Source organism: Pseudomonas sp. PDM26 (assembly GCF_019219185.1).
In the GTDB taxonomy this organism is placed as follows: Bacteria; Pseudomonadota; Gammaproteobacteria; order Pseudomonadales; family Pseudomonadaceae; genus Aquipseudomonas.
Genome location: NZ_JAHUWC010000001.1, coordinates 543,246 through 560,474 on the forward strand (window position 1 = coordinate 543,246; position 17,229 = coordinate 560,474).

Here is a 17,229-nt window from a genome sequence, read left to right on the forward strand (position 1 = left end):
GGTCTTTCGAAAATACGTATGGTTCAACCGGACAGAGGCAATAAAAGCGCTTGAAATTGGTGTCTGGTTTGTGTTTGGTTTTTTAGCGCAAAACCCTACATCTAGGGTTTTTTTAGCGCCGGGCTACAAGATAATGCGTTTTGGGGGGCGATTGCAACGTACTGCCTGTGGATAAACCTGTGCGTAAATTGTGTGTGAAAGAGGGAACCGGCGTGTAGGCCGCGACCTTGCTGGACCGGACCTTTTTTCAGCATTTTTCAATGATCGAAAATGCTTCGGCGGATTTTTAAGGGCGCGAACCCTATCACAAAAAACCGCGTCCTCCGAACGCATTTACCCGCTTGTGTTCTCGACGGGCGGCGTTTATACAATCGGCCCAGCGTGTATACATATTTGTCCCCCCGAATCATTACAAAAAGACGGGCGGATCCTTCCTTATGAGTGTTTCTGGCAAGTAGAGGTCACCCGTGGAGCAAGAAGCCTGGCAGGTATTGATTGTGGAGGACGACCAGCGACTGGCTGAACTGACCCGCGATTACCTGGAAGCCAATGGCCTGCGTGTTTCGATCGAAGGCGATGGTGCGCTCGCTGCGAACCGCATCATCAAGGAACAACCGGACCTGGTGATCCTCGACCTGATGCTCCCCGGCGAAGATGGCCTGAGCATTTGCCGCAAAGTCCGCACCCGCTATGACGGTCCGATCCTGATGCTCACCGCCCGCACCGATGACACTGATCAGATTCTTGGCCTGGACCTCGGCGCTGATGACTACGTCTGCAAGCCGGTACGCCCGCGTCTGTTGCTGGCGCGCATCCAGGCCCTGCTGCGTCGCAGTGAAGCACCCGAAGTCGCCCCGGAAAAACAGCGGCGTCTACAGTTCGGCCCGTTGATCGTCGACAACGCCTTGCGCGAAGCCTGGTTGCAGGGCAACGGCATCGAGTTGACGAGCGCCGAATTCGACTTGCTCTGGCTGTTGGTGGCCAATGCCGGGCGCATTCTGTCCCGGGAAGAGATCTTCACCGCGCTGCGGGGCATCGGCTATGACGGTCAGGACCGCTCCATCGATGTGCGCATCTCACGCATCCGCCCGAAGATCGGCGATGACCCGGAGCATCCACGGCTGATCAAGACCGTGCGCAGCAAAGGCTATCTGTTCGTTCCCGAGGCTTGCGTAGACCAGACCCTGTGAACTCGATCTTCCTGCGTATCTATGGTGGCATGTGTGCTGCGCTGATTCTGGTGGCGGTGCTCGGTGTGCTGGCGTTGCACCTGCTCAATCAGGTGCGCAGCGAGCAATACCGCGAGCGCCTGGCCCACGGCACATTCACGCTGATGGCCGACAACCTGCAACCGATGAACCAGACCGAGCGCCACCGGGCCTTGCTGGTGTGGGAGCGGCTGCTGGGCATTCCTCTGGCGCTGAAAAACTTTGCCGAGACCGACCTCGACCTGACCCAGCGCACCCGTGTGTTGCGCGGCCAGGCATTGGTGGAACAGACCGGCCCGCATGCGGCGAAGGTGTACAAGCTGGTCAGCGACAAGGAACAATTGATGCTCACCGGGGAAGTGCAGCAGATCAGCGAGCAACTGGCCCGGGCGACCATCTACCTGTTGACCGATGAACTGGTGCGCACCCCGGTCGCCGACCAGCCCATGCGCCTGGCGCAATTGAAGCAGGACAAGGGCTTCGGTTTCGACCTGCGTCTGGTCACGGTTGACGAGGCGGACATGGACGAAGACCAGCGTCGCCGGGTGTCCGAGGGCGACACGGTGATGGCGCTGGGCAAGGGCGGCGATTCAATCCGGGTATTTGCCGGCATGGTCGGCACGCCGTGGGTCCTGGAAATCGGCCCGTTGTATCAGATGAATCCTTATCCGCCGGAATGGCTGGTGCTGATTGCTGCGCTGGGCCTGACGCTGATCGGCTTGATCGTCTATCTGCTGGTGCGTCAGTTGGAGCGACGCTTGCGTGGCCTGGAGGCCGCCGCCACGCGCATCGCCAAGGGCAGCCTGGAAACCCGCGTGCCGGCGCGCGGCGCGGACTCTGTGGGGCGGCTGGCCTCGGCGTTCAACGGCATGGCCGAGCACTTGCAGCAGTTGCTGGCGATTCAGCGCGAACTGGTGCGCGCGGTGTCCCACGAATTGCGCACGCCGGTGGCGCGCCTGCGCTTTGGCCTGGAGATGATTGGCTCGGCCACCACGCCGCAAGCCCTGGAAAAATACTGCCAGGGCATGGATCACGACATCGAGGACCTAGACCGGCTGGTCGATGAGATGCTGACCTATGCGCGGCTCGAACAGGGTTCGCCGGCGCTGAACTTTCAGCGGATCGATCTGGATGCCTTGGTCAATCAAGTGATCGAAGAGCTGGCGCCGTTGCGCGCCGACGTCACGGTACAGCGGGGGTTGTGCCTGTCGGCCGCCGATAACGACGATGCCTGGGTTGAAGCCGAACCGCGATATCTGCATCGGGCGATCCAGAATCTGGTGAGCAATGCCATGCGCCATGCGCAATCACGGGTGACTATCAGTTATCAGGTGGGGCAGCAGCGATGCCGGGTGGATATCGAGGATGACGGGCCGGGTGTGCCGGAGTCGGCGTGGGAGAAGATCTTCACGCCGTTCCTGCGACTCGACGACAGCCGCACCCGGGCGTCAGGCGGGCATGGATTGGGGTTGTCGATCGTGCGGCGAATCATCCATTGGCATGACGGGCGGGCGTTGATCAGTAAGAGTAAAAGTTTGGGTGGGGCCTGTTTCAGTCTGAGCTGGCCGCGTAATCAGGAGAAACGTTGAGCCTTGTGTTGTCTGTTGCGGCCCCATCGCGAGCAGGCTCGCTCCCACACTGGATCTATGTCACGCCACAAATCCCTGTAGGAGCGAACCTGCTCGCGATGGCGGCCTGACAGGCGCCAATAAACCTCAGGCCTTGATGCTGACCAGACTCAACAACTGCCCATCCTTGACCCCGAACTGCGCATCCAGCTCTGTGCCGTTGCGCCATTCGCTGGACAAATCAGTGAGCAGTCGCAACCGCACCTCACCCGACTCACGCCACTCCAGCACTTCGGCGTGTTCGAAATAAAAGCGTTGCTGAACGATCGGATAGAGCGCCTTGAACAGGCTTTCCTTGACCGAGAAGGTCAGAGTGACCAGCAATGCCCGTTGATCGTGACCACCTGCCGCCATGCGTTGTAGCTCCGGCGGATTGAGGATTTCCCCGGCCAGACGTTCGGCCCGTTCGGCATTGAGCAGGTTTTCCAGATCCATGCCCAGGCCGCGCCAATGGCTTTTGTTCGCCACGATCGCCGAGGCCCGGCCAGTGCTGTGGGTGATCGAGCCAGTGATATGAGCAGGCCAGACCGGTGCCCGGTCTTCACCGATGGCCGGAATGAAGCTCAAACCTTCAAGCCGCTGTAACGCGGCCCGGGCACACACCCGTCCGGCGAGAAACTCCGCCTGCCGTTTGGCGACCGAGCGCTGGATGCTCGCCGGCGCTTCGACGGCGCTGCGCTGAAAATCATCGCTGGTCAGTTGAGCGCTATCGAAGTGAGTACTCAACAGGACCGTATCGGGCAGCACAAACGGCAGCGGCCAATGGTCATCGAGGGGCGTGCAGCAGGCGGGCAGGGCGGGGGCTGAATTCATGTCGGGCATTTTGCCGTTAAGCACCAAGACTGGGTAGTGGCGGCGTGGCTTTTGTGGCGAGGGGGCTTGCCCCCGTTCGGCTGCGAAGCAGTCGTTAATCCGGCGAACACGGTGTGTCTGCCGGATTGCAGTTGCAGGGTTTGGGGTGGCTTCGCCACCCAACGGGGGCAAGCCCCCTCGCCACAGAGCAAGGTGTCAACCAAAGATCTTCTTGAAAAACGCCTGCATGTCCGCCCACGACTTTTCATCCGCGGCCTTGTTGTAGCCGATGTCCGGCCCGCCATGATCGCCATGGCTTAACCGGTCGGCATCCGGGTTGGTGAAGCCGTGCCTGGCGCCGTCGAGGCTGACGAATTGGTAGTCGGCGCCGGCCTTGTCCATCTCGCTCTTGAAAGCCGTGATGTTTTCCGGGGTGACGATGCTGTCCAGCGCCCCGTGTTCCACCAGGATCTTCGCCTTGACGCTGCCTGGCGTTGCCGGTGTATTGGTCGCCAGCGCGCCATGGAAACTCACCACGCCTGCCAATGGCACACCCTGTCTTGCGGCATTGAGCACCACGCCACCACCGAAGCAGTAGCCGATGGCGGCGATTTTATGCGGATCGGTTTGCGGTTGTTTTTTCAGCAGGTCGAGCCCGGCCTGAAACCTCGCGCTCGACACGGCACTGTCTTTTGTCACGGCTTGCATGAACGCCATGGCGTCTTTGGGGTGCTCGGTATTTTTGCCGTCGCCGTACATGTCAATGGCCAAGGCGCTGTAGCCCAGGCCGGCGAGATCCCGGGCGCGACGCTTGGCGTAGTCGTTCAGGCCCCAGAACTCATGCACCACCACGACCCCGGGGCGCGGGCCCTTGATGGCATCGTCATAAGCGTAATAGCCGATCATTTTCGTGCCATCGGCACTTTGGTAGGGGATTTCCCGGGTCTGGATGGCGGCCTGGCTGAGCCCGCTCAAGGCCAGTAGGAGGACGGCGAAGAACATGCGCATGGTCGGATCTCCTGTTGAAAACTGTCGAAACATCGGGAAGGGACGGTTCAGCCCAGGTTCAGAGTGCGTTCAGGGGGAGTTCAGGGCGCAGTGCGTAACCTTGCCCCGTACCCAAAAAACAAACGGCACATGAGGAAACTCCCCAATGACTGGATTCAAAAAACTGCTTCTGGCAATCACGGTTCTGGGCGCAAGCACTGCAGCCTTCGCGTCCGACGACAACTTCGCCAGCCTTACTCTTGGACAGACCAGCGACAAGGTCAAAAAGTCCCACGCCCTGAACGACAACCTTAATCACCCCAACGCCGATGGCGTGATCGGCAAGGACACTACCTGGGGTGTTCGTCTGGGCCAGCAAAACACCAAGGGCCGGTACTACGCCACCTACGACAACGTGTCGGGCTCGCACAATGGCATTAAACTGCGTCAGGAAAACCTCCTGGGCAGCTACGATCTGTTCTACCCGGTGGGCGGCAGCACCAAATTGTTCGGTGGCGCCACGGCCGGCCTGACCAAAATGACTCAGGAGTCGCCAGGCTTCAGCCGCGACAGCAATATCGGTTATGCCATCGGTGGGCAGGTGGGTGTGCTGCAACAGGTTACGCAGAAAACCTCGGTGGAACTGGGTTACCGTTACCTGCGCACTAACGCCAGCACCGAGATGAGTGAGCGCGGTGGCAGCAAGCAGGGTTCGCTGGACCTGACCAGCAGCGCCCAGACTTACCTGTCCGCCAACTACGCTTTTTGACAAGCGTTTCGTGAGCAGCCTGCGCCGGATCAACCGTAATGGTTGATCCGGCGTTGCCATGTTAGCAATCGAGGTGCGACGTTGCGCCTCTGGAGATGTTGATTTGCCCGGGAGAGCGTTATGAAACTGCTGGTCGTCGAAGATGAAGCGCTGCTGCGTCATCACCTGCAAACCCGCCTGACGGAGAGCGGCCACGTGGTCGAGTCCGTGGCCAACGCCGAGGAGGCGCTGTACCAGACCGCGCAGTTCAACTTTGACCTGGCGGTGATCGACCTCGGACTGCCGGGCATGAGTGGCCTCGACCTGATCCGCCAGTTGCGCTCAAGTGGCAAGACCTTCCCGATCCTGATCCTCACCGCGCGCGGCAACTGGCAGGACAAGGTCGAAGGCCTGGCCGCCGGCGCCGACGATTACGTGGTCAAGCCGTTTCAGTTCGAAGAACTGGAGGCCCGCCTGAATGCCTTGCTGCGCCGCTCCAGCGGTTTCACCCAGTCGACCATTGTCGCTGGCCCGTTGCTGCTGGATCTGAACCGCAAGCAGGCGTCCCTCGATGAACAGCCGCTGGCACTGACCGCGTACGAGTACCGCATCCTCGAATACCTGATGCGCCATCACCAGCAAGTGGTGCCCAAGGACCGTTTGATGGAACAACTCTACCCGGATGACGACGAGCGCGATCCGAATGTGATCGAGGTGCTGGTCGGCCGTCTGCGCCGCAAACTGGAGGGGCCGGGCGGGTTCAAACCGATCGACACCGTGCGCGGCCTGGGCTACCTGTTCAATGAGCGTTGCACTTGATCCGCTCGCTACGCATTCGCTTGATGCTCGCCGCCACGCTGTTGGCGGTTTTGTTCATGCTGGCGCTGCTGCCGGCGATGCAGGGGGCCTTCAGCCTGGCGTTGCAGGATTCCATCGAGCAGCGTCTGGCATCGGACGTGACCACGTTGATCTCCGCCGCCCGGGTGGAGAACAACAGCCTGCAGATGCCGGCGCAATTGCCTGACGAACGCTTCAACCTCGCCGACAGCCGATTGCTCGGCTATATCTATAACCGGGAAGGGCGCCTGGTCTGGCGTTCGAAGGCGACCCAGGAAGAACGGATCAATTACAAGCCGCGCTACGACGGGCGTGGCAACGAGTTTGCGCGGATTCGCGAAGCCAATGGCCAGGAGTTCTTTGTCTACGACGTCGAGGTCAAGTTGCTCGGCGGCAAAAGTGCGGCCTTCAGCATCGTGGCGCTGCAGCCAGTTCGCGAATACGAACTGACCCTCGAAGGCCTGCGGGAAAATCTTTATCTGGGTTTTGGCGCGGCACTGCTGGTGCTGCTGGCGTTGCTGTGGATCGGCCTGACCTGGGGCTTGCAGGCATTGCGGCGCTTGAGCCAGGAACTGGACCAGATCGAAGGTGGCACCCGTGAAAGCCTCAGTGAGGAACATCCCCGGGAGTTGCTGCGCCTGACCGGTTCTCTCAACCGTTTGCTTTACAGTGAGCGTGAGCAGCGCAGTCGCTACCGTGATTCCCTCGATGACCTGGCCCATAGCCTGAAAACGCCGTTGGCGGTGTTGCAAGGCGTCAGTGAAGACCTGGCCCAGCGTCCTGAGGATCGCGATCAGGCCTGGGTGCTGCAAGCCCAGATCGAACGCATGAGCCAGCAGATCAGCTACCAATTGCAGCGCGCCAGCCTGCGCAAAAGCGGTCTGGTACGTCATCAGGTGCGCTTGCACCCGGTACTGAAAAGCCTGTGCGACACACTGGACAAGGTCTATCGCGACAAGCGCGTGCACGTCGCGTTCGATTTGCCCGACCCGTGTTACGTACCGATCGAACAAGGCGCTCTATTGGAGATGATGGGCAATTTGCTGGAAAACGCCTATCGCCTGTGCCTGGGCGAAATACGTATCAGTGTGCGTGAAACTCTCAGCGGCACCGAGTTGTGTGTCGAGGACGACGGCCCCGGCGTACCACAAAATCAGCGCGCACGGATTCTCGAGCGCGGAGAGCGCCTGGATCGCCAGCACCCGGGGCAGGGCATCGGCCTGGCGGTGGTCAAGGACATCATCGAGAGCTACAGCGCCAAGCTGACCTTGGGCGATTCACCGATGGGCGGTGCGGCGTTCCGGATTCTTTTTCCGGTGGTTTAGTGGTGTTTTATCGGACGCCATCGCGAGCAAGCTCGCTCCCACAGTTGATCATGTGCCCAAGGAAAATGTGGTCCCCTGTAGGAGCGAACCTGCTCGCGATGGGGCCAGTGCGCTCACCCGGTAGCTGAACCTTGAACCTCAGTGTTCCTGCGCCCGATAAGCCCCCGGTGTCAGCCCCGTCCACTTCTTGAACGCCCGGTGAAACGCCGACGGTTCGGAAAACCCCAGCTGCTCGGCGATCTGTTGCAACGACAGGTCAGCGCGGCTCAGGTGATAAATCGCGATGTCCCGGCGCAGCTGGTCCTTCAATTCCTGAAAGCTCGAACCCTCTTCCCGCAAATGTCGGCGCAAGGTCTGCGGGCTGATGTGCAGGTGGGCGGCCACGGCTTCCAGGTCGGGCCAGCGTGAACTGTCGCGACTGAGCAAGCGCCGCAGGCGGCTGCTCAAACTGTCGCCGTCATCCGGACGCGAGAGCAGGTCGGCGGGGGAGCGCTCGAGGAAATGCCTGAGGGTGCGTTCGTCCTGCAACAGCGGCATGGCCAGGTAGCGGCTGTGAAACAACAGGCTGCTCTGGGGCCTGGAAAACTCAAGCGGACAGGAAAACAACAGGTCGTACTCGGCGCCGTGTTCGGGCCGGGGGTAGCTGAACGAGGCCTGTTCCAGGCGAATGCGCTGGCCGATCAGCCAGCTGCCGAAACGGTGCCAGATCACCAGCAGGCTTTCGCTGAGGAAATGGTCCGGGTCCCAGAGTTGCGAATCGTCCAGGCTCAGGCGCACCCATTCATCTTCTCGGCTCAGGGTCAAGCGCGGAGCCCCGGGGAATAGGCTATAAAACAATAAGCCACGATGGAGTGCCTTATCCAGGTTGCGACAGTGAATCACGGCATGGCACATCATCGCGAAGCTGCCCGGCCTGCTTGGGGCTTGCCCGAACCCCAGGTACTCGTCGTCCAGCGCCAGCCATAACGCCTGGATCAGTTGGGTGAATTGCTCAGGCGCGATGCGTGCCCGGGGCTCGTCCAGCAACTCGGGGCTGATCCCCAGTTGTTGTAGCACGGCGCAATAGTCGTAGCCGTGCCGACGCGCACCACCAAGGGCGGCGCGGGCGAAATGACTGGCGATGGTGCGTTCGCGCATGGCAGCAGGTCTGACCGTTGATCGACGGATGTTAGCTGCGCACCGTGGGCATGAACAGGGCGGATATCCGCCAAATAGCAGGACGACTTTTAATGGAAGGGCGGAAATCCGCCACATGCGTGTAACCGTTCGGTGTCAGGGGAATCGCTGCAGCCCCGGATATCAACAGGCTTGCAGGGGTTTTACGGAAGGTGGCACGGGCCTTGCGATACAGCGTGCAGATGCCTGCCGTTGCGCAGCTCGAAAAAACAAATCCCTCCAGTGCAGGAGGGTTCGCAATTGCGGTGTTGCGGGCAACAGATGGATGTTGTCACCGGGCACCCTTGAGGAACTTTGCAATGACGACTCGTCAGCCACTGTACAAATCCCTGTATTTCCAGGTGATCGTTGCAATTGTCATCGGTATCGCGCTCGGTCACTTCTACCCACAGCTTGGTGTGGCGGTTAAGCCACTGGGTGACGGGTTCATCAAACTGATCAAAATGATCATCGCCCCTATCATCTTCTGCACCGTCGTCAGCGGAATCGCCGGCATGCAGGACATGAAAGCGGTCGGCAAGACTGGCGGTTACGCACTCCTTTACTTTGAAATCGTTTCGACCATCGCTTTGCTGGTGGGGCTGGTCGTGGTCAACGTCGTGCAGCCAGGTGCTGGCATGCACATCGACGTAAGCACCCTGGATGCCTCCAAAGTCGCTACCTACGTAGCGGCTGGCGCTGATCAAAGTGTCATCGGCTTCCTCCTCAACGTGATCCCGGCTACCATCGTTGGCGCATTCGCCACGGGCGACATCCTGCAAGTGCTGATGTTCTCGGTGATCTTCGGTTTCGCCCTGCATCGCCTGGGTGCCTACGGCAAGCCGCTGCTGGACTTCATCGATCGCTTCGCCCATGTGATGTTCAACATCATCAACATGATCATGAAGCTCGCGCCGCTCGGTGCTTTCGGTGCCATGTCCTTCACCATCGGTGCCTACGGTGTCGGCTCGCTGGTGCAACTGGGTCAACTGATGGCCTGCTTCTACATCACTTGCCTGCTGTTCATCCTGATCGTGCTGGGCTCCATCGCTCGCATGCATGGCTTCAGCGTGCTGAAGATGATCCGCTACATCCGTGAAGAACTGCTGATCGTGCTCGGTACTTCTTCTTCGGAATCGGTGCTGCCACGTATGCTGATCAAGATGGAGCGTCTGGGCGCGAAGAAATCCGTGGTAGGCCTGGTGATCCCGACCGGCTACTCGTTCAACCTCGACGGTACCGCCATCTACCTGACCATGGCCGCGGTGTTCATTGCCCAGGCAACCGACACCCACATGGACATCACGCACCAGATCACCCTGCTGGTGGTGTTGCTGCTGTCCTCCAAAGGCGCTGCGGGCGTGACCGGTAGCGGTTTCATCGTACTGGCTGCAACGCTGTCCGCCGTGGGCCACCTGCCGGTTGCCGGCCTGGCGCTGATTCTCGGCATCGACCGCTTCATGTCCGAAGCACGCGCCCTGACCAACCTGATCGGCAACGCCGTTGCCACTGTCGTTGTAGCCAAGTGGGTCAAGGAACTGGACACCGACGTGCTGCAAGCCGAACTGGCCTCGGGCGGTCGCGGCATCGCCGACGAGCCTAAAGACGATGTTCTGGGCCACGTCGAAGAGGTAGCCCCGGTTAACGCCAAGTAAGCCTTGTCCTGATGAAAAACCCGCTTCGGCGGGTTTTTTCATGCCCGGTGTTTGAGCGCAACGGTCACTGCACGTGGCGCATAAGGTGATTGCTGCAATGCGTTCGGCTGCCTAGTCTGGGGGCATCGTATAGGGAGAACGCCCATGCTCGGTCCACTGGCATCATTAAAGGTTCTGGATTTCTCGACACTGCTGCCGGGGCCATTCGCCTCGTTGCTGCTGGCGGACATGGGCGCCGAGGTGCTGCGCATCGAATCACCGACGCGCATGGATCTGCTGCGGGTGTTGCCACCCCATGATCAAGGGGTGTCAGCCAGTCATGCCTACCTCAACCGCAACAAACGCAGCCTCGCCCTGGACCTCAAACAGCCTGAGGCCCTTGAGGTGATCAGGTCGTTGCTACAGGATTACGACATCGTGCTCGAGCAGTTTCGCCCGGGTGTCATGGAACGTTTGGGCCTGGGCTACGAAGCCCTGAAGGCGATCAATCCCAAATTGATTTATGTGTCGATCACCGGCTACGGCCAGACCGGCCCCTACAAGGACCGCGCGGGCCATGACATCAACTACCTGGCCCTGTCCGGGGTGGCGAGTTACACAGGTCGTGCCGACAGTGGGCCGCTGCCGTTGGGCATGCAGGTGGCGGATGTCGCCGGTGGTTCGCTGCACGGGGTGATCGGCTTGCTGGCGGCGGTCATTGCCCGGCAGCAAACCGGTCAGGGCCAGCACCTGGATGTCAGCATGACCGACTGCTCGTTCAGCCTGAATGCGCTGGCAGGTGCCGGGTACCTGGCCTGTGGCGTCGAGCCGGGGCCGGAAGACCAGGTGCTCAATGGCGGCAGCTTCTACGATTACTACCGATCCCGGGATGGGCGCTGGCTGTCGGTGGGCAGCCTGGAACCGGCATTCATGAAACAGTTGTGCACGGCGTTGGGGCTTGAGGAGCTGGCCGGCCTCGGCCTGTCTGCGGCGCACCAGCAACAGCTTAAAGCCGCGCTGAGGGTGGAATTCGAAAAGTATGACTTTGCCGAGTTGTGCGCGCTTTTCGCGGAGCTGGATGCTTGTGTCGAACCAGTGTTGAGCCTGAGAGAAGCGCTACGTCATCCGCAGCTGCAGGCGCGGGAGTTGGTGACCGACGTGCCCCGTGGCGATGGCTCGACCCAGGCGCAGATGGCGTGTCCGTTGAAGTTTTCGCAAGGGTTGCCTGAGCCCCGGCATATTGGCGCGGCGCTGGGGCAGCATACGGATCAGGTGTTGGGGGAGTTGGGGTTTAGTGCTGAGCGGATTGCAGAATTGCGGTTTGCCAAGGTGATTCTCTAGTGCCTCAGAGGCCGCCATCGCGAGCAGGCCAGTGCAACCACTACAAAATCCACTACTCGACCCGCATTTCCCCACTGAACACCAGGGTGTTGCGACACCGCCGGCACAAATACCGCCGACCTTGCCGAACCAGGCTGTGGCGCTGGGCGGAAAACGGGAAGTCGCTGTCGGCGCACGGGCATTTGTAGATGTAGCGGGTCACGCGGCGGCGTTTGACGTCATAGGTGTGGCAGCGGTTGGGCGGCAGTTCGTACACGCCGCGCATGATCAGTTGCCACTCTTCGCCATGGGGCTGAATGCGGTCGCCGAACAACTGATGGGCGATCAGGTGCGCGACCTCATGGGCCACGGTCTGCTTGAGGAAGTCTTCGGTGTTTTCCCGGTACAACTGCGGATTGAAGCGCAGCAGGTTCTCGTGCAGATGCGCGACACCGGCTTTTTGCCCGCGCAGCTTGAGGCTCACCACGGGGCGTTTGAAAGGTCGTTTGAAAAAGGATTCGGCTTGTTGGAAACAGTCTTCGACGCGGGTATTGAGTTGCTCGGGCATGCTTGATGGATCTCCAGAGCGGTCGAGTATGCCGCAACCCTCGGGCCTTGCGAATCGCCAAGTTGCCGAATGGTCGTGTGCGTTCTCGTTGCTGAAGAATGAAAAGGCCGCCTTGCGGCGGCCTTTGTCGGCAGTTCTCATTTTCAGTGATGAGCGGCTAACTGGTGTAGACCGGGCCCACGCCGAGTCCCCAGACAATCACAGTGAACGCCATGATGGCAACCAGCACCACCAGTCCTACGGCTAGCACCGAACTTGAAAACAGGAAACCCTCGTCAGATGGAATGTTCATGAATGTCGGCAAGCCCACGTACAGCAAGTACACCGTGTAGCAGATGGCGGCGGTGCCGACGATCATTCCCAGCCACAAGTGCGGGTACAAGGCGGCGAGGCCACCGATGAACAGCGGTGTGGCGGTGTAGGTGGCAAACGCAATGCAGCGGGCGAGGCTTGGGTTGGCGTCATAGGTGCGGGCCATCCAGTGGATGAATGCGCCCATTACCGCGACACCGCCGAGCATCGCCAGGTACGACATGATTGTCATCCATATCGCGCTTTCTACGGTCAGCATTACAGGAGGCCGATTGCCGATGACCCAGCCGACCTGCGTGGTGCCAATAAAGGCAGACACGGCGGGGATCGTCGCCAGGATCAGCGTATGGGTCAGGTACATGTGGCCGATGCTTTCCTCCTGGTCGCCACGGATATCTTTCCATTCTTGGTCAGGGTGGGTGAAGAGCCCCACTACGTGATGGATCATGCCAGTCACTCCTCTTGTCTTTACCGTCGCCCCCCAGTGGAGCGCCTACGGGCCAATGCGGCCAAGCAAGTCACAGGTCTGAAATTTGTATATGACCTTATGTCGCAGTATAGGGAGGAGTTTCCCCAGGGGGAGTAGGGGCTTTAGAGCAAATCGCGCTGTAAACAATGCTGTTAATCGCTGTCGGGTCTGTCGGTGAAATGGAGATGTTGCAGCTTTTGTGGCGAGGGGGCTTGCCCCCGTTGGGCCACGAAGTGGCCCCAATTACAGGCTGCCTGGTTAAACAGGCCTACCCGGTGTCTGATTTGCGACTGCTGCGCAGCCGAACGGGGGCAAGCCCCCTCGCCACAAGTGCTAAGAATTTGCGTAAAATGCCCGCCTTTCGTCACACCTCACGGATTTCGCGTCATGGGCACTCTCACGGTAAACCAGAACAAACTGCAAAAGCGCCTTCGCCGACTGGCCGGTGAGGCGGTTGCCGATTTCAACATGATTGAAGACGGCGATAAGGTCATGGTCTGCCTGTCCGGTGGCAAGGACAGCTACACCATGCTCGATGTGCTGATGCACTTGCAGAAGGTCGCGCCGATCAAGTTCGAGATCGTGGCCGTGAACATGGACCAGAAGCAGCCGGGCTTCCCGGAGCACGTGCTGCCGGCCTACCTCAAGGAACTGGGTGTCGAGTACCACATCGTCGAGAAAGACACTTACTCGGTGGTCAAGGAGCTGATCCCGGAAGGCAAGACCACCTGCTCGCTGTGCTCGCGTCTGCGTCGCGGAACGCTCTACACCTTCGCCGACGAAATCGGCGCGACCAAGATGGCCCTCGGTCATCACCGCGACGACATCGTCGAAACGTTCTTCCTGAACATGTTCTTCAACGGTTCGCTCAAGGCCATGCCACCGAAGTTGCGCGCCGACGATGGCCGTAACGTGGTGATCCGCCCGCTGGCCTACTGCAACGAAAAAGACATCCAGGCCTACTCGGACTTCAAGCAATTCCCGATCATCCCGTGCAACCTCTGTGGTTCCCAGGAAAACCTGCAGCGTCAGGTGGTCAAGGAAATGCTGCAGGACTGGGAACGCAAGACCCCGGGCCGGACCGAGAGCATTTTCCGCAGCCTGCAGAACGTGATCCCGTCGCAACTGGCGGACCGCAACCTGTTCGACTTCACCAGCCTGAAGATCGACGAAAGCGCGGCTTCGCGCTTCGTCAACGTCGTCAACCTCTGACCACAATTACTGTGGGAGCGAGCCTGTGGTGAGGGGGCTTGCCCCCGTTGGGCTGCGAAGCGGCCCCAAAATCGCTGATGTACCAAAGATTTTGTGAGTGCTACGCACTCAAACGGGGCGGTGCGGCGTTCCGACAAGCCCCCTCGCCACAGGTCGCTCCCACATTGGTTTTTTGTTTCAACCTCCAGGAGAGGGCATGCGCGACTACAAGTGGCTTAACGAGTACTGTCTGAACCGCTTTGGTTCGGCGGCTGAACTGGAAGCCCACCTGCCCGTTCCCAAGACTCCCGCGCAACTGCGCAAGATCAGCGACGATCGCTACCTCTCGATAATGGCGCTACGGGTATTCCGCGCCGGGCTCAAGCACAGCCTGGTGGATGCCAAATGGCCGGCCTTCGAAGAAGTGTTCTTCAAGTTCGATCCGGAAAAAGTCGTGCTGATGAGCGCCGAGCACCTGGAACGGCTGATGCAGGACACGCGGATCATCCGTCACCTTGGCAAGCTCAAGAGTGTGCCGCGCAATGCGCAGTTCATACTGGACGTGGCCCATGAAAAGGGCAGTTTCGGTGCGCTGATCGCCGATTGGCCGGTGACCGATATCGTCGGGCTCTGGACCTTCCTGAAAAAACGCGGACATCAGTTGGGCGGCCTGTCTGCCCCGCGCTTCTTGCGGATGATCGGCAAGGACACCTTTGTACCGAGCTATGACGTGGTGGCGGCGCTGAATGCGCAGGACATCATCGACAAGGTGCCGAGCAGCCTGCGCGACCTGGCGTTGGTGCAGGACGTGTTCAACCAGTGGCATGAAGAAAGTGGCGGACGGCCGATGAGCCAGATTTCGATGATGCTGGCTTATACAGTGAATCATTAAGACCGAGTCGGTCGAGCGCGACCCCGGCCAATCGCTGGCAAGCCAGCTCCTACAAGTTCACCGCAAACCCTGTAGGAGCTGACTTGTCGGGTCGCCGCATCGCAGCGAAGGCGTCAGATCAGGCGACGGAAACTTCGCCCTCGCCAGCCAGCTTGCGGTTCAACTGATACCGCCAGCGCACATACAACAACGCTGAACAGAACACCGCCAAACTCGCGCCCATCTCCAGCAAACCGAACATCTGCCGGTTCGGGTCATAGGCCGCCAATGCGCCCTTGATGAAATACAGGTTCACCACAAAGCACATCCACGAATGCCCGCGTGGGCTGCCGACGATCATCCCCGGTGCCAGGATCAGCAACGGCACCAGCTCGATCAACAGAATCACCCATGGCCGGGCGCCGTGCAGGTCGGCGACCAACAGATAGTAGATGCACAGCAATCCCACCAGGCCGAAAAAACACAGCAGACTGATGATGCGCATCGCCTTGACGCGTGGTTCGAGCCATTCGAGGGCGGGCAGAATCTTTGGCTTTTTTGCCACCTCAGCTCTCCAGTTTCTGTGCAGTCTTCGCCAGGCGCATACCCAGCGCGCGGCACAGCGCCACTTCATGGGCATCCAGACCGCTTTTGCCGTCGGCACCGGCATGGTGGCTGGCGCCGTATGGCGTGCCGCCGCCCTGGGTTTCCAGCAGTGCCGCTTCACTGTATGGCAGGCCGGTGATCAGCATGCCGTGGTGCAGCAACGGCAGCATCATCGACAGCAGCGTGGTTTCCTGGCCGCCGTGCAGGCTCGCCGTGGAGGTGAATACCCCCGCCGGTTTACCCACAAGGGCGCCGGTCAGCCACAGGTTGCTGGTGCCGTCGAGGAAGTACTTGAGCGGTGCGGCCATGTTACCGAAGCGGGTCGGGCTGCCGAGTGCCAGGCCTGCGCAGTTTTTCAGGTCGTCGAGGCTGGCGTACAGCGCGCCTTCGTCGGGAATCTGCGCAGACACGGCTTCGCATTCGGTCGAGATCGCCGGCACCGTGCGCAGGCGCGCTTCAAGCCCGGCCTGTTCGACACCGCGGGCAATCTGCCGGGCCATTTCGTTGGTCGAGCCGCTGCGGCTGTAGTACAGAACCAGAATGTACGGTGCACTCATGGCAACAGTTCCAGGATCTGCTCCGGTGGGCGGCCGATGATGGCTTTGTCACCGACTTCGAGAATCGGTCGCTCCATCAGTTTCGGGTGGGCGGCGATAGCGGCGATCAATTGCGCTTCGCTCAGGCTGTTGTCGGCCAGGCCGAGGGTTTTGTACTCGTCCTCGCCGGTGCGTAGCAATTGCCGGGCGCTGACCCCGAGTTTGCCCAGCAGGCTCTGGATTTGCGCGGCGTCCAGCGGAGTGTCCAGGTAACGGACCACGGTTGGCGTCAGGCCACGGGCTTCAAGCAGTTCGAGCGCACCGCGGGATTTCGAGCAGCGCGGGTTGTGATAAAGCGTCAGATCGGTCATGAGCGGGTCGCATCTTGCGTAAGGTGGCGGCTATTCTAACTGTGCAGCGCGCAATCCAGAACCGTGAGAGGCGATGGGTCGCAGGCGCATTCAATTTTTGACAAGGAACACGACATGACAAGGCGACTGGCAGCGGCATTGGCGATCATCGGTGCATTGATGCTGGGGGGCTGCGGGAATGACTATGGCATCGACCAGGACGGCCACAAGATCGCCGCCGACCGACTGGACGGCAAATGGCTGGTACTCAACTACTGGGCAGAATGGTGCGGGCCTTGCCGTACCGAGATCCCGGAGTTGAATGCCTTGGCCGAGCAGCTCAAGGACAAGAAAATCGGCGTGTTCGGGGTCAACTTCGACAACGTCCAGGGGCAAGAGCTGAAGGGCGCGAGCGAGAAGCTGGGAATCAGGTTCACCGTGCTGGCGCAGGACCCTACCGAGCTGTTCGAGCTGCCGCGCAGCGAGGCATTGCCGGTGACCTACATCATCGATAACAAGGGCAAGGTGCGTGAGCAGTTGATGGGCGAACAGACGGCGGCGGGGGTGATGGCGAAGCTTGAGGCGCTGCAGGCGAAAAACTGATCAGATGATCGTTGTCACTGCGGCGAGCGGGCTTTTTGTGGCGAGGGGGCTTGCCCCCGTTGGGCTGCGAAGCAGTCGCAAAACCGTTC

Annotated in this window: 18 protein-coding genes; 10 read left to right on the forward strand and 8 right to left on the reverse strand. The window is 60.3% G+C overall.

Annotation, left to right across the window (positions count from 1 at the left end; translation table 11 throughout):
• Positions 1–467: 467 nt before the first annotated feature.
• Together KW849_RS02450 and KW849_RS02455 are read left to right on the forward strand one after the other, a co-directional pair.
• Complete coding sequence (locus tag KW849_RS02450; RefSeq protein ID WP_218427319.1) at positions 468–1,190, forward strand: response regulator; 723 nt, start codon at positions 468–470, stop codon at positions 1,188–1,190.
• Positions 1,187–2,797, forward strand: a complete 1,611-nt coding sequence (locus KW849_RS02455; RefSeq protein WP_218427321.1) for an ATP-binding protein — start codon at positions 1,187–1,189, stop codon at positions 2,795–2,797. Before KW849_RS02450 ends, KW849_RS02455 begins: the two co-directional genes overlap by 4 nt.
• A 126-nt stretch (positions 2,798–2,923) precedes the next feature.
• On the opposite strand, the gene KW849_RS02460 is transcribed toward KW849_RS02455, so the two are convergent.
• Together KW849_RS02460 and KW849_RS02465 are read right to left on the reverse strand one after the other, a co-directional pair.
• The gene (locus KW849_RS02460; RefSeq protein WP_218427323.1) at positions 2,924–3,649 is read right to left on the reverse strand and encodes a 4'-phosphopantetheinyl transferase; all 726 of its coding nucleotides are present in this window, start codon (positions 3,647–3,649) and stop codon (positions 2,924–2,926) included.
• A 195-nt stretch (positions 3,650–3,844) separates the two neighbouring features.
• Positions 3,845–4,636 (reverse strand): dienelactone hydrolase family protein, encoded by a 792-nt coding sequence (locus KW849_RS02465; RefSeq protein WP_218427325.1) that lies wholly within the window; start codon positions 4,634–4,636, stop codon positions 3,845–3,847.
• Positions 4,637–4,781: 145 nt separating this feature from the next.
• On the opposite strand from KW849_RS02465, the gene KW849_RS02470 reads away from it, so the two are divergent.
• The 3 genes from KW849_RS02470 (at position 4,782) to KW849_RS02480 (ending at position 7,525) form a co-directional block, all read left to right on the forward strand.
• A complete protein-coding gene (locus KW849_RS02470; RefSeq protein WP_218427327.1) occupies positions 4,782–5,384 on the forward strand; it encodes a porin family protein in 603 nt (200 codons plus the stop codon).
• Positions 5,385–5,504: 120 nt separating this feature from the next.
• Positions 5,505–6,182 carry a response regulator transcription factor gene (locus tag KW849_RS02475; protein WP_102669958.1) on the forward strand — a complete coding sequence of 226 codons (678 nt, stop codon included), beginning with the start codon at positions 5,505–5,507 and terminating at the stop codon, positions 6,180–6,182.
• Positions 6,179–7,525: an ATP-binding protein gene (locus KW849_RS02480; protein WP_218427329.1), complete on the forward strand. Its 1,347-nt coding sequence runs from the start codon at positions 6,179–6,181 to the stop codon at positions 7,523–7,525. Before KW849_RS02475 ends, KW849_RS02480 begins: the two co-directional genes overlap by 4 nt.
• A 138-nt stretch (positions 7,526–7,663) precedes the next feature.
• On the opposite strand, the gene KW849_RS02485 is transcribed toward KW849_RS02480, so the two are convergent.
• On the reverse strand, positions 7,664–8,662 hold the full coding sequence (locus tag KW849_RS02485) for an AraC family transcriptional regulator (protein WP_218427331.1): 999 nt from the start codon (positions 8,660–8,662) through the stop codon (positions 7,664–7,666).
• Positions 8,663–9,000: 338 nt separating this feature from the next.
• Between KW849_RS02485 and KW849_RS02490 the strand changes: the two genes are divergently transcribed.
• Together KW849_RS02490 and KW849_RS02495 are read left to right on the forward strand one after the other, a co-directional pair.
• On the forward strand, positions 9,001–10,335 hold the full coding sequence (locus KW849_RS02490) for a dicarboxylate/amino acid:cation symporter (RefSeq protein ID WP_218427333.1): 1,335 nt from the start codon (positions 9,001–9,003) through the stop codon (positions 10,333–10,335).
• A 144-nt stretch (positions 10,336–10,479) separates the two neighbouring features.
• Positions 10,480–11,655 (forward strand): CaiB/BaiF CoA-transferase family protein, encoded by a 1,176-nt coding sequence (locus KW849_RS02495; RefSeq protein ID WP_218427335.1) that lies wholly within the window; start codon positions 10,480–10,482, stop codon positions 11,653–11,655.
• A gap of 52 nt (positions 11,656–11,707) precedes the next feature.
• Here the strand turns inward: KW849_RS02495 and KW849_RS02500 are convergent, their stop codons facing one another.
• Together KW849_RS02500 and KW849_RS02505 are read right to left on the reverse strand one after the other, a co-directional pair.
• Positions 11,708–12,202 carry a SprT family zinc-dependent metalloprotease gene (locus KW849_RS02500; RefSeq protein ID WP_218427337.1) on the reverse strand — a complete coding sequence of 165 codons (495 nt, stop codon included), beginning with the start codon at positions 12,200–12,202 and terminating at the stop codon, positions 11,708–11,710.
• 157 nt (positions 12,203–12,359) lie between these two features.
• Positions 12,360–12,962, reverse strand: a complete 603-nt coding sequence (locus KW849_RS02505) for a Yip1 family protein (RefSeq protein WP_218427339.1) — start codon at positions 12,960–12,962, stop codon at positions 12,360–12,362.
• 408 nt (positions 12,963–13,370) lie between these two features.
• Here KW849_RS02505 and ttcA point away from each other — a divergent pair, with 408 nt between their 5' ends.
• The gene (ttcA, locus tag KW849_RS02510; RefSeq protein WP_108215277.1) at positions 13,371–14,195 is read left to right on the forward strand and encodes a tRNA 2-thiocytidine(32) synthetase TtcA; all 825 of its coding nucleotides are present in this window, start codon (positions 13,371–13,373) and stop codon (positions 14,193–14,195) included.
• Between the two features lie 196 nt (positions 14,196–14,391).
• Positions 14,392–15,066 (forward strand): DNA-3-methyladenine glycosylase I, encoded by a 675-nt coding sequence (locus tag KW849_RS02515; RefSeq protein ID WP_218427342.1) that lies wholly within the window; start codon positions 14,392–14,394, stop codon positions 15,064–15,066.
• Positions 15,067–15,184: 118 nt separating this feature from the next.
• Here KW849_RS02515 and KW849_RS02520 read toward each other — a convergent pair whose 3' ends face one another.
• Genes KW849_RS02520 through arsC form a run of 3 tightly spaced genes read right to left on the reverse strand, consistent with a single transcriptional unit; the run spans position 15,185 to position 16,558 of the window.
• The gene (locus KW849_RS02520) at positions 15,185–15,610 is read right to left on the reverse strand and encodes a DUF2069 domain-containing protein (RefSeq protein WP_115947293.1); all 426 of its coding nucleotides are present in this window, start codon (positions 15,608–15,610) and stop codon (positions 15,185–15,187) included.
• Position 15,611: 1 nt separating this feature from the next.
• On the reverse strand, positions 15,612–16,208 hold the full coding sequence (gene wrbA / locus KW849_RS02525; RefSeq protein WP_218427344.1) for an NAD(P)H:quinone oxidoreductase: 597 nt from the start codon (positions 16,206–16,208) through the stop codon (positions 15,612–15,614).
• On the reverse strand, positions 16,205–16,558 hold the full coding sequence (arsC, locus tag KW849_RS02530; protein ID WP_218427346.1) for an arsenate reductase (glutaredoxin): 354 nt from the start codon (positions 16,556–16,558) through the stop codon (positions 16,205–16,207). Before arsC ends, wrbA begins: the two co-directional genes overlap by 4 nt.
• Before the next feature lie 114 nt (positions 16,559–16,672).
• Between arsC and KW849_RS02535 the strand changes: the two genes are divergently transcribed.
• Complete coding sequence (locus KW849_RS02535) at positions 16,673–17,140, forward strand: TlpA disulfide reductase family protein (protein ID WP_108215282.1); 468 nt, start codon at positions 16,673–16,675, stop codon at positions 17,138–17,140.
• Positions 17,141–17,229: the final 89 nt, after the last annotated feature.